Origin of the sequence: Streptomyces sp. Root1304, from assembly GCF_001426405.1 — a bacterium.
In the GTDB taxonomy this organism is placed as follows: domain Bacteria; phylum Actinomycetota; class Actinomycetes; order Streptomycetales; family Streptomycetaceae; genus Streptomyces.
Window position 1 is genome coordinate 18,286 of sequence record NZ_LMEP01000003.1, and the last position, 11,526, is coordinate 29,811.

At 73.6% G+C, this 11,526-nt stretch carries 7 protein-coding genes; 5 read left to right on the forward strand and 2 right to left on the reverse strand.

Features of this window, described 5'->3' with window-relative positions:
• Positions 1–44 precede the first annotated feature (44 nt).
• The 3 genes from ASD33_RS06890 (at position 45) to ASD33_RS06900 (ending at position 5,206) form a co-directional block, all read left to right on the forward strand.
• A complete protein-coding gene (locus tag ASD33_RS06890; protein WP_056555045.1) occupies positions 45–524 on the forward strand; it encodes a MarR family transcriptional regulator in 480 nt (159 codons plus the stop codon).
• Positions 525–598: 74 nt separating this feature from the next.
• Entirely contained in the window at positions 599–3,523 is a 2,925-nt protein-coding gene (locus ASD33_RS06895; RefSeq protein WP_056555047.1) for an FAD-binding and (Fe-S)-binding domain-containing protein, read from the forward strand.
• 258 nt (positions 3,524–3,781) lie between these two features.
• On the forward strand, positions 3,782–5,206 hold the full coding sequence (locus tag ASD33_RS06900; RefSeq protein ID WP_056555051.1) for a Gfo/Idh/MocA family oxidoreductase: 1,425 nt from the start codon (positions 3,782–3,784) through the stop codon (positions 5,204–5,206).
• A gap of 48 nt (positions 5,207–5,254) precedes the next feature.
• Here the strand turns inward: ASD33_RS06900 and ASD33_RS06905 are convergent, their stop codons facing one another.
• A complete protein-coding gene (locus tag ASD33_RS06905; RefSeq protein ID WP_056555054.1) occupies positions 5,255–6,862 on the reverse strand; it encodes a peptide-N4-asparagine amidase in 1,608 nt (535 codons plus the stop codon).
• 193 nt (positions 6,863–7,055) lie between these two features.
• Between ASD33_RS06905 and ASD33_RS06910 the strand changes: the two genes are divergently transcribed.
• Positions 7,056–8,861: an ABC transporter ATP-binding protein gene (locus ASD33_RS06910; RefSeq protein ID WP_056555057.1), complete on the forward strand. Its 1,806-nt coding sequence runs from the start codon at positions 7,056–7,058 to the stop codon at positions 8,859–8,861.
• Positions 8,858–10,639 (forward strand): ABC transporter ATP-binding protein, encoded by a 1,782-nt coding sequence (locus ASD33_RS06915; RefSeq protein WP_056555060.1) that lies wholly within the window; start codon positions 8,858–8,860, stop codon positions 10,637–10,639. The genes ASD33_RS06910 and ASD33_RS06915 overlap by 4 nt, the downstream gene beginning before the upstream one ends.
• A 90-nt stretch (positions 10,640–10,729) precedes the next feature.
• On the opposite strand, the gene ASD33_RS06920 is transcribed toward ASD33_RS06915, so the two are convergent.
• Positions 10,730–11,521: a metal-dependent hydrolase gene (locus ASD33_RS06920; protein WP_056555064.1), complete on the reverse strand. Its 792-nt coding sequence runs from the start codon at positions 11,519–11,521 to the stop codon at positions 10,730–10,732.
• Between the last annotated feature and the right edge of the window lie 5 nt (positions 11,522–11,526).

An 11,526-nucleotide genomic window follows, 5' to 3' on the forward strand; every position in this document is an offset into this window, starting at 1 on the left:
GTTACCTATGCTCACAATGAACATGGTCCTGATATTGTTCCCGCATGACCACCTCCGCCGTCCCGACCGGATTCGACCGTTCGGGGGAACCCGACGCCGACGGCCTCCTCGCCGAGCAGCTCCTCCGGCTCACCCGGCGGCTGCACCGCATCCAGAAGCGCCACCTCGAACCGGTCGGCATCACCCCCGCCCAGTCCCGGCTGCTGCGGACGGTCGCCCACTTCGGCGAACCGCCCCGGATGGCCGACCTCGCGGCCCGCCTGGAAGTCGTCCCGCGTGCGGTGACCAGTCTCGTCGACGGACTCGAGGCGGTCGGCCGGGTCCGCCGGGTGCCCGACCCGAAGAACCGCCGGGTGGTCCGGATCGAGCTCACCGACGAGGGGCGCGCCACGCTGCGTGAGCTGCGCAGCGCGCGCCGGGCGGCCGCAGAGGACATCCTTGCTCCATTGACCGTCGAACAGCGCGAGGAACTCGGAGGTCTGCTGTCCGCCCTGGTCGACCCGGGTCCGGAGGGCGGCTGCTGACCCCCGGGGGTGGCCTGCCGCACCGGCAGGGGCACTCCCCGGGACCCGGGGGCGCGCCGAAGGGGAGCCGTCACATGCCGCTGCTTGAGCCGAACCCGCGGGCCCTGCGCCCCGGGACGAAGCGGACCCCGGCCCCGGACCGCGTGCCGGAGCTCCAGGCCCGGGGCACGCCGAGGCGGCTGCGCGAGGAGCTGACCGAGCTGCTGGGCCCGGAGAAGGTCCTGTCGAAGATCTCCGACCTGGTGCGTTACGCCTCGGACGCCAGCCCGTACCGCTTCGTCCCGCAGGCCGTGGTGGTCGCGGAGGACATCGACGACATCTCCGCGGTCCTGTCGTACGCGCACGGCAAGGGCCGCGAGGTCGTCTTCCGGGCGGCGGGAACCAGCCTCAACGGTCAGGCGCAGGGCGAGGACATCCTCGTCGACGTGCGCCGCCACTGGGTGGGCGTCGAGGTCCTGGACGGCGGTGCGCGCGCCCGGATCCGTCCCGGCACCACCGTCGTACGGGCCAATGCCGCGCTCGCCCCGCACGGGCGGGTCCTCGGGCCCGACCCGGCGAGCGCCATCGCCTGCACGATCGGCGGGGTCGTCGCCAACAACGCCTCGGGGATGACCGCGGGGACCACCCGGAACTCGTACCGGACCGTCTCCTCGCTCACCGTGGTGCTGCCGAGCGGGACCGTGGTCGACACGGCCGACCCGGACGCCGACGAGGAGCTGGCGCGCGCCGAGCCCCGGCTGTGCGCGGAGCTGACGGCGCTCAGGGCGGAGATCGAGGCGGATGCCGAGCTGACCGCCCGGATCCGGGCCAAGTACGCCATCAAGAACACCAACGGCTACCGGCTCGACGCCTTCCTCGACGGCACGACGCCGGTCGAGATCCTGCGCGGCCTCATGGTCGGCTCCGAGGGCACCTTCGGCTTCATCTCCGAGGTCGTCTTCGACACCCTGCCGCTGGACCGGGAGGTGTCCACCGCGCTGCTCTTCTTCCCTTCCCTGCCGGCGGCGGCGGAGGCCGTCCCCCTGTTCAACGAGGCCGGGGCGCTCGCCGTGGAGCTGATGGACGGCAACACGCTGCGCGCCTCGGTGAGCGTCGCGGGCGTGCCGGCGGACTGGGCGGAGCTGCCCAAGGAGACGGCGGCGCTCCTGGTCGAGTTCCGGGCGCCGGACGCGTCGGCGCGCGAGGCGTACGAGGCGAGGGCGCGGGAGGTCCTCGCCCGCCTCGACCTGGTGGCCCCGGTGCCCTCCGTGGAGAACGCGTTCACCCGTGACCCGGGGAGGATCTCCGGGTACTGGAAGGCCCGCAAGGCGTTCGTGACGGCGGTCGGCGGTTCGCGGCCCTCCGGGACGACCCTGATCACCGAGGACTTCGCGGTGCCGCCGGCCCGCCTCGCGGAGGCCTGCGCGACCCTGCTCGAACTCCAGGCGCGGCACGGATTCGACGCGGCCGTGGCCGGTCACGCGGCACACGGCAACCTCCACTTCCTGCTGGCCTTCGACGCGGCCGACCCCTCCGACGTCGAGCGGTACGCGGCGTTCATGGACGAGTTCTGCAAGGTGACGGTGGAGCGCTTCGACGGCTCGCTGAAGGCGGAGCACGCCACCGGGCGCAACATCGCGCCCTTCCTGGAGCTGGAGTGGGGCACGAAGGCCACCGAGCTGATGTGGCGGGTCAAGGAGGCGATCGACCCCGCCGGGGTGCTCGCCCCGAGGATCGTCCTGGACCGTGACCCGCAGGCCCACCTGCGCGGCCTGAAGACGATCCCGACGGTGGAGCCGATCGCCGATCCCTGCATCGAGTGCGGCTTCTGCGAACCGACCTGTCCCAGCGGCGACCTGACGACCACTCCGCGCCAGCGGATCGTGCTGCGCCGGGAGATGATGCGCCAGCCGGACGGCTCCCCCGTCGAGGCGCGCCTCCTGGAGTCGTACGGCTACGACGCCGTCGACACCTGCGCCGGGGACTCCACCTGCGGGCTGGCCTGCCCGGTCGGGATCGACACCGGGGCGCTGATGAAGGACTTCCGGCACCGGCGGCACTCCCCGCGCGAGGAGCGGATCGCCGCCCTGGCCGCGAGGAACTTCCGCGCGGTGGAGGCCTCCGCGCGCCTCGCGGTCGCCGCCGCCGACCGTATCGGCGACCGGGTCCTGGAGTCGGTGACGGGCCTCGCCCGCAGGGCCGTCCGCCCCGACCTCGTACCGGAGTGGCTGCCGGAGATCCCCGGCGCCGCGGCGCGGCGGCTGCCCCGCACGCACCGGCCCGCGGCCGCCGCCGTCTACTACCCGGCCTGTGTGAACCGCATCTTCGGGAACCCGGAGGGCGAGCCGGGCCCGTCGCTGCCCGAGGCGGTGGTCGCGGTGTCGGCGCGGGCCGGGCGGCCGGTGTGGATCCCCGAGGACGTGGCCGGAACCTGCTGCGCGACGATCTGGCACTCCAAGGGGTACGAGCGGGGCAACGAGGTGATGGCCAACCGGATCGTCGAGGCGGCCTGGGGCTGGACGGCCGGCGGCAGGCTGCCGCTGGTGGTGGACGCCTCCTCGTGCACGCTCGGCATCGCGCACGAGGTGGTGCCGTACCTCACCCCGGACAACCGGGAGCTGCACGCCGAGCTGACGGTGCTGGACTCGCTGGTGTGGGCGGCGGACGAGCTGCTGCCCCGGCTCGACGTGCGCCGCCGGGTCGGGTCCGCCGTGGTCCACCCGACCTGCTCGATGCGGCACCTGGGCGACGAGGACCGGCTGACCGAGCTGGCCGGGGCCTGCGCGGAGGAGGTCGTCGTCCCCGTCGACGCCGGCTGCTGCGCCTTCGCCGGCGACCGGGGGATGCTGCACCCGGAGCTGACGGAGTCGGCGACCGCCCGGGAGGCGGCCGAGGTCACCTCCCGGCCCTTCGACGCGCATCTCTCGGCCAACCGGATGTGCGAGATCGGGATGGACCGGGCGACCGGCCGTACGTACGGATCGGTGCTGCTGGCACTGGAACGCGCGACGCGCCCCTGACCGTACGTCAGTACGCCACGGGCTGACCGTCCGTCACCCACCCCAGAACGAAGGGCTTCTCACCCCGGCCGGTGAGGAGCCCTTCGCCTGTTCGGGTGACGCTGGGTGTTCGCTACGGCTCGACGCGAGATCCGGAACAGTAAAGTCCAACTACCCGTCGCGAGAGTCCTGTCGGCGCCCTTGCGCGCCGTCGGACACCAGGGCCAGGGTCCTGTGCGGGATTCATGAAACAGCCGTGCACACCGTCCGGGAGGTTCCATGAACGAGCAGCATCCGCACGTCCCGAGCCGCCGCGGGGTTCTCAGGAGCACCGCCGCGGCCGGCACCGGCCTCGGCATCGGCGCCCTCGGCGGCCTCGACGCGCAGGCCGCCACCGCGGCCGCGCCGGTGGCGTCACCGGCGACCGCCGCCGGATCCGCCACCGTCCCCCGGCGCCGCGGCGCCACCATGGCCGGGGTCCCCTTCGAGGGCCGTTCGACCGTCCGCGTCGGGCTGATCGGTCTCGGCAACCGGGGCAACGGCATGATCGGCCTCTATCTCGCGCTCCCGTGGGTGCGGGTGGTCGCCGTCTGCGACCCGGTCCGCGAGAAGGCCGAGCGGGCCGCCGCGAAGGTCGTCGCCGCAGGGCAGCCCGCGCCCGCCGTCTACACCCACGGCGAGCAGGACTACGAGAACCTGTGCGCCCGCTCCGACATCGACTTCGTCCATGTGGCCACGCCCTGGGACAGCCACTTCGCCGTCGCACGGGCCGCGATGCTGAACGGCAAGCACGTCGGCGTGGAGTGTCCGGTCGCGATGCGGCTGGACGAGCTGTGGGAGCTGGTGGACCTCTCGGAGCAGACCCGCCGCCACTGCATGCAGCTGGAGAACTGCTGCTACGGCCGGAACGAACTGCGGGTGCTGCGGATGGCGCACGCCGGCAAGTTCGGCCGGCTGCTGCACGGGGCGGGGGCGTACAACCACGACCTGCGGGGGCTGATGTTCTCCCCCACGTACTACGAGGGTCCGTGGCGCCGCCTCTGGCACACCCGGCTGCGCGGGGACCTCTACCCCAACCACGGCTTCGGGCCGGTCGCCAACTACATGGACGTCAACCGGGGCGACCGGGTGGTGAGCATCAGCAGCTTCGGCACCCCGGCGCTCGGTCTCGCCGAGTACCGGGCGGAGCACATGCCGCCCGGCGACCCGAGCTGGAAGGAGACCTACATCGAGAGCGACCGGACGATCAGTCTGGTCCAGACGGCCATGGGCCGGGTGATCCGCCTGGAGCACGACGTCTCCACCCCGCACCCGTACAGCAGGATCAACAGCCTGGGCGGTACGCGGGGCGTGTTCGAGGACTATCCCGAACGGATCTACATCGAGCCGGACCACCGGGACGACCAGTGGGGCGACTTCTCGGCGTACGCCGACGAGTTCGACCACTGGCTGTGGAAGGACCACGCCAACCCGCCGGGCGGCCACGGCGGCATGGACTACATCATGGTCTACCGCCTGATGCAGTGCGTGCGGCTGGGCCTCGTACCGGACTTCGACGTGTACGACGCCGCCACCTGGACGGCCCCGGTGCCGCTGAGCCACGCCTCGATCAAGGCGAACGGCGCGCCGCAGGAGATCCCCGACTTCACGCGCGGCGAGTGGCGCGGGGCCCGCGCGGGGATGGACTCGGCGCGGCCCGCCTGAGGCGTCCGGTGCCCGGCCCCCCTCGGCGGGGGCCGGGCACCGTCGTGTTCAGCAGCGCCGCAGGTCCTCGGTGAGCGTCCCCTGGACGGTCGTCAGGCTCCGGTCGTAGCAGCCCGCCGAGCCGTACAGCCGGTAGCGCTCGGTGGTGGTGCCGACCGCGTGCCGCTGGTCGCGCGGTACGCCCGTGGTGTACGTCGCGTCTCCGGTGTACGTGTCGTCGAGCCGCGACCAGGAGAGGCGTCGCCCGTCGCGTACGACGGTGGTGTCGGCGCGGTCCCCGAGGGTGAGGACCGTCCGCAGCCGGTCACCGGCGCCGATCGTCGTCTCGCCGTCCATCGTGTACGTCCGGTCGGTGCGGGTGACGGTCCGGCCGGAGGTGACGCTCTCCCGGTCGGTCCAGCGCGCGGTGAAGGCGTCCGGGTTCTCGTCCGGGCCCCAGCGGTGGACGGAGTCACCGGTGACGGTCCGGCTCACGGTGGTGTCGACCCGGCCGTGGGAGGTGTTCAGGTGACCGGCGACGGTGAGCCGGTGGCTCGCCTCCGTGTCGACGCGGTGCGGGGAACCCGCCGTGTAGACGGAGGAGTTGACCGGGGTGCTCTCCTCGTGGCGGTCCAGACCGCCGGTGACGACCTCGCTGCCCTCGTCCTGCCAGAGCAGCACGTTGGTCGGGGTGGACCAGCCGGCGAGGTCCGCCGGGACCCCGGCGACGGCGACCTCCACGCGGTGGGCCTTCCCGTCGTTGAGGAGGGCGGCGAAGGGGGTGAGGTCGTAGACGATCGGCTGGACGTCGAGGGCGCGCGGCGCGGGGGTGACGTACCAGAGGAAGGGGTTGGACCAGCCGCCGGTCCAGACCGTGGGGAAGGGGGCGGCGATGCCGGCGAGGCGTCCGTCGACGGAGACCCGGACCTCCCGGTGCGGTCCGTCGGTCGCCCGGCAGGAGTAGGGGGCGGCGTCGGGGACGGAGAGGTACCAGTACTCCTCGCAGCCGCCGCCGGAGCCGGTGGCGTACACCTCGGCGAGGACGCGTTCGGTGTTGCGCGGGGTGGTGAGGGTGGAGCCGGTGAGCGGGACCACCCGGTCGGGGGTGCCGGCGGCGGGCTTCACCCGGCCCTGGGCGGTGTGGAAGGTGAGCGTGACGCGGACGTCGATGACACCCGTGTAGGTCTCGTTCACGACATTGCCGATGAGCATCTCGACCGCCCCGGGGCGGCTGAGGGTGTCGCGGTAGCGGGTGACGTCCTTCTCGACGGACCAGGCGATGCCGTCGGGCGAGGGCTGGGGCGTGGAGGTGCGGAGGATCTCCACGCCGCCGACGGAGAGGTGGCCGAGCCGGTCGTACTGGCGGCCCTTCACCTTGCCTTCCAGACGCAGGACGACCTTGTTCCAGCGGGTGCCGCACTCCTTCGGCGGGGTGTAACTCCCCTGGTAGGGGGTGAAGTCGCGGAACTGGGCGGCGGCGAGGGTGACCTCGCAGCTGCGGGTTCCGGGAGTGTCGACGGGCGGGGCGGCGGTGACCGGGTCGTGCCAGTCGCTGGTGAACTCGGCGGGGGGCGTCGGGCCGTTCGGGCCCTCGGCGGCGGCCGGGTGCGCGGTGAGCAGGGCCCCGGCGGCCAGGACCAGGCCGCCGAACATGCTCATGATCTTGAGTGATCTCATGGGGCGGAAGTGAAGCGCGGTCGTGCGGCGCGGTCCAGAGGACGATGAGCGGACATGGCGCGATCTGTTCCCTCTTGGGGAAAATCGATTGCCGCTCCCCGGCGAGAAAGCGAACCTTGCACGGTTTCCACACCGCCGTCGCACACCCCCGGCGCGCGTTCCCCCAGACGAGACCCGGAGACCCTGGGACGCCATGCAGATTCGAGATCTTCCCTATGCCGACCCAGGGGTCCCCGATGTCCGTTCGGGCACCCGGTTCCTCGTCTGGCTCGGCCGTCAGCAGCTCGGCGGGCAGGTGAAGTCCCTGCTCTGGGGGCTGCTGCACCATCTGGGCATCGCCGGGCTTCCGCTCGGCATCGGCATCGCCGTGCAGGCCGTCGTCGACCGCGACGGCGGACGGCTCGCGCTCGCCGGGGTGCTGCTCGTGGCCCTCGGGGCCGCGATCTCCGTCGGTGACGTGATGCTGCACCGCACGGCCGTCACCAACTGGATCACGGCCGCCGCCCGGGTGCAGCAGCTCCTCTCCCGCAAGACCGCCGAACTGGGCTCCGTGCTGACCCGGCGGGTCGCGGCGGGCGAGGTGGTGGCCGTCTCCACCGGCGACGTCGAGAAGATCGGGTGGTTCGTCGAGGCCCTCTCCCGCTTCGCCGCGGCCGCCGTCGTCCTGGTGGTCGTCTGCGTGGGCCTCGTCGTCTACCAGCCCGCCCTGGGGATCCTGGTCGCCGTCGGCCTCCCGGTCCTCGCGCTGGCCGTGCTGCCGCTGCTCCCCCGCGCGACCCGCCGGGCGGACCTCCAGCGCGAGAAGGCGGGCCGGGCCACCGAGCTGGCCTCCGACACCGTCGCCGGGCTCCGGGTGCTGCGCGGCATCGGCGGCGAGGAGCTGTTCCTCGGCCGCTACCGCGCCGCCTCCCAGGAGGTCCGAGAGGCGGCCGTGCACAGCGCCCGGATGTGGGCGCTGATCGCCGCCGTCCAGGTCGTGCTGCCGGGCCTGCTGATGATCGGCGTCGTGGCGTACGGGACCCGGCTCGCGCTCGACGGGCGGATCGGGGTCGGCGAGCTGGTCACGGTCTACAGCGCCGTGGCCCTCACCCATCACGCCCTGCGCAACTTCGAGGAGATCGCGATGGCGTACTCCTTCTCGCGGCCCTCCGCGAAGCGGGCCGCCCGGGTCCTCGCCCTCAGCCGCACCGGCACGACCACGGCCGGGGACGGGGAGCGGAAGGCGACCGGCGACCTGTACGACCCGCTGACCGGGCTGCGCGCCCCGGCCGGCCTCCTCACGGCCGTGGTCTGCGGCGACCCGGACGTGGCCGGAAGGCTCGCGGACCGGCTCGGCGGCCACCCCGCCGAACCGGACGCCGACCACACCTCGGTGCTCCTCGGCGGGGTGCCGCTCGACGAACTCCCGCTGGCGGACGCCCGTACCGTCGTCCTCGTCCAGGACAAGGACCCGGTGCTGCTCTCGGGCACCCTGCGCGAACTGCTCGACGTGCCCGCCTCGGGCGCCGTCCCCGCCGAGGCGGCGCTCACCGCCGCCCGATGCGAGGACGTCCTCGACGCACTCGCCCAGGCCTCCGTCGACACCGACGGGGACCCGATGCGCACCCGCATCACCGAACGCGGCCGGTCGCTCTCCGGCGGCCAGCGCCAGCGGCTGGCGCTCGCCCGCTCGCTGGTGGCCGACCCGGAGGTGCTCGTCCTGGACGAGCCCACCTCGGCGGTCGACGCGCACACCGAGGCCGCCGTCGCCACCGGCATCAGGGAGCTGCGCAGGACGAGGACCACGGTGGTCCTCGCCTCCTCGCCGCTGCTCCTGGACCGCGCCGACCGGGTCGTCCTGGTGCACGAGGGGCAGGCGGTCGCCGTCGGCACCCACCGCGCCCTGCTCGCCTCCGAGCCCCGCTACCGCGCCGTCGTCACCCGCGAGACCGAGGAGGAGCTCGCCACCGCGTCCCGCGGCGCGGGCGAACTCGAAGCACTGGAAGGGGAATCGGCATGATCGGCCTGGCGCCTCCGGAGTACGACCCGGCGGCCCCGAAGACGGCGACGACGCTGCCCGTCGCCAGGACCGCCACCGTCCGCGGCTACGTCCGCGAGCTGCTGCGCCGGCACCGCCGGGCGTTCGCGCTGCTCATCGGGGTGAACGCGGTCGCCGTGATCGCCTCGATGGCCGGCCCGTACCTGCTGGGCTCGGTGGTGGACGGCCTCGCGGACGGGGCGCGTGACCTCCATCTGGAGCGCACGGTCGGACTGTTCGCGGTCGCCCTGCTCGTCCAGACCGTGTTCGTGCGCCTGGTCCGGCTGCGCGGCGCGATGCTCGGCGAGGAGATGCTCGCGGACCTCCGCGAGGACTTCCTCGTCCGCGCGGTCGGGCTGCCGCCGGGCGTGCTCGAACGGGCCGGGACGGGCGATCTGCTCTCCCGGATCACCACGGACGTCGACCGGCTCGCCAACGCGATGCGCGAGGCCGTGCCGCAGCTGGCCATCGGCGTCGTCTGGGCGGGGCTGCTGCTCGGCGGCCTCGCGGTGACGGCCCCGCCGCTGGCACTGGCCGCGCTGCTCGCCGCGCCGCTGCTGATCGTGGGCGCCCGGTGGTACTTCAAGCGGGCGCCGTCCGCCTACCGCGCGGAGTCCGCGGGGTACGCGGCGGTGGCCGCCGCCCTCGCCGAGACGGTCGACGCGGGCCGCACGGTCGAGAGCCACCGCCTCGGCGCCCGCCGGATCGCGCTGTCGGAGCGCCGGATCTCCGAATGGGTGGCGTGGGAGAGGTACACGCTCTTCCTGCGCTCGGTGCTCTTCCCCGTCGTCAACCTCACCCATACGACGGTGCTGTGCGCGGTGGTGCTGCTCGGCGGGGTGTTCGTGCTCCAGGGCTGGATCGACGTGGGGCAGCTGACCACGGGCGCGCTGCTCTCGCAGATGCTGGTGGAGCCGATCGGGATCGTGCTGCGCTGGTACGACGAGCTCCAGGTCGCCCAGGTGTCGCTGGCCCGGCTGGTCGGCGTCCGGGACATCGAGCCGGAGGCGGGCGACGCGGAGGTGCGGCCGGAGGGCCGGGCGGTCCGCGCGGACGAGGTCCGGTTCGGCTACCGCGAGGGCGCCGACGTGCTGCACGAGGTGTCCCTGACGGTCGCGCCGGGCACCAGGATCGCCCTGGTCGGCCCGTCCGGCGCGGGCAAGTCCACGCTCGGCCGGCTGCTCGCCGGGATCTACGCCCCGAGGACGGGCTCGGTCACCCTCGGCGCCGCCGAACTGGCCCGGATGCCCGCCGAGCGGGTCCGCGAGCACGTGGCCCTGGTCAACCAGGAGCACCACGTCTTCGTGGGCACGCTCCGCGACAACCTCCTCCTGGCCAGGGCCGGCGCCACCGACACCGATCTGTGGGCCGCGCTCACCGCGGTGGACGCGGAGGTCTGGGCCCGGGGCCTCGACGAGGGCCTGGACACCGAGGTCGGCTCGGGCGGCCGGTCGCTGACCCCGGCGCAGGCCCAGCAGATCGCGCTGGCCCGGCTGGTCCTGGCGGACCCGCACACCCTGGTCCTCGACGAGGCGACCTCGCTGCTCGACCCGCGCGCGGCCCGGCACCTGGAGCGCTCGCTGGGCCGGGTCCTGGACGGGCGCACGGTCGTGGCCATCGCGCACCGGCTGCACACCGCGCACGACGCCGATCTGATCGCGGTGGTCGAGGCGGGCCGGATCAGCGAGCTGGGCACCCACCACGAGCTGGTCGCGGCGGACGGGGCGTACGCGGCGCTGTGGCGGTCCTGGCACGGCTGACGTACGGGGGCGTACGAGGCCCCGCGAGGGCGTACGAGGAGGGGGCCCGCACCGGATGTCCGGCGCGGGCCCCCCTCTGTGTCGGACAGGCTAGAAGACCCCGAGCGCCGAGGCCCCGCCCACCCCGCCGAGGAGCATGAACACGGGCATCAGGACCTTCAGCTCGACCCAACTGCCGGCCCGGAAGCGCATGCCCTTCGGCGGGCCGATCGGGTACCAGCGCTTGCGGCCGACCGGGATGGGCCACAGGATCGGGCAGCCGGAGACCGTCAGGGCGTCGCCGATGTCGTGCACGAGGGCGCCGAGCACGATCGGGAGGCCCAGCCACAGGTATTCCTGGCCGGGTCCCGTGAAGAACCAGTCGGAGCCGTTGCCGGGCTTGTCGAGGACGCCCGCGAGGATCCAGGCGCTGGTGGCGCCGAGCAGCCAGACCAGCACGTCGCTGGACATCCTCGCGGCCCGCCACAGCAGGCCTTCCACGGCCAGGACCAGGTGGACGAAGAGGATCGCGAGGACCGCCCAGCGCCCGCCGGTGACGGCCGCGACGGAGGCGCCGCCGCCGATCAGGACCGCCCAGAGCCAGGTGTGGGTGAGGGTCCGGTGGCCGCCGGACCTGCGGGGATCGGCCGAGGAGCGGGTCGCCTTGTAGACGGCGTACGACAGCTTGTCGACGATCTCGCAGAGGCCCTTGGAGACCGGCCCGAAGGCGCGCGAGATGGTCGCCGACTTGTGGTCCAGGTCCGGGGCGAGGGCGGCGCCCGCGCAGATGAGCGCGCCGACGACGAGAACCGGCCAGGGCATCGGGTGGTCGAAGGCGGCCGCGGCCGCTCCGACACCCAGCCAGGCCGCCGCTCCGGACAGCGAATGCGCCGGTCCCATCATGGTTG

What these genes read in the sequence shown, in the direction of transcription:
- ASD33_RS06890 (WP_056555045.1), top strand. Translation starts at nt 45, where the DNA reads ATGACCACCTCCGCCGTCCCGACCGGATTCGACCGTTCGGGGGAACCC.
- ASD33_RS06895 (WP_056555047.1), top strand. Translation starts at nt 599, where the DNA reads ATGCCGCTGCTTGAGCCGAACCCGCGGGCCCTGCGCCCCGGGACGAAG.
- ASD33_RS06900 (WP_056555051.1), top strand. Translation starts at nt 3,782, where the DNA reads ATGAACGAGCAGCATCCGCACGTCCCGAGCCGCCGCGGGGTTCTCAGG.
- ASD33_RS06905 (WP_056555054.1), bottom strand. Translation starts at nt 6,862, where the DNA reads ATGAGATCACTCAAGATCATGAGCATGTTCGGCGGCCTGGTCCTGGCC.
- ASD33_RS06910 (WP_056555057.1), top strand. Translation starts at nt 7,056, where the DNA reads ATGCAGATTCGAGATCTTCCCTATGCCGACCCAGGGGTCCCCGATGTC.
- ASD33_RS06915 (WP_056555060.1), top strand. Translation starts at nt 8,858, where the DNA reads ATGATCGGCCTGGCGCCTCCGGAGTACGACCCGGCGGCCCCGAAGACG.
- ASD33_RS06920 (WP_056555064.1), bottom strand. Translation starts at nt 11,521, where the DNA reads ATGATGGGACCGGCGCATTCGCTGTCCGGAGCGGCGGCCTGGCTGGGT.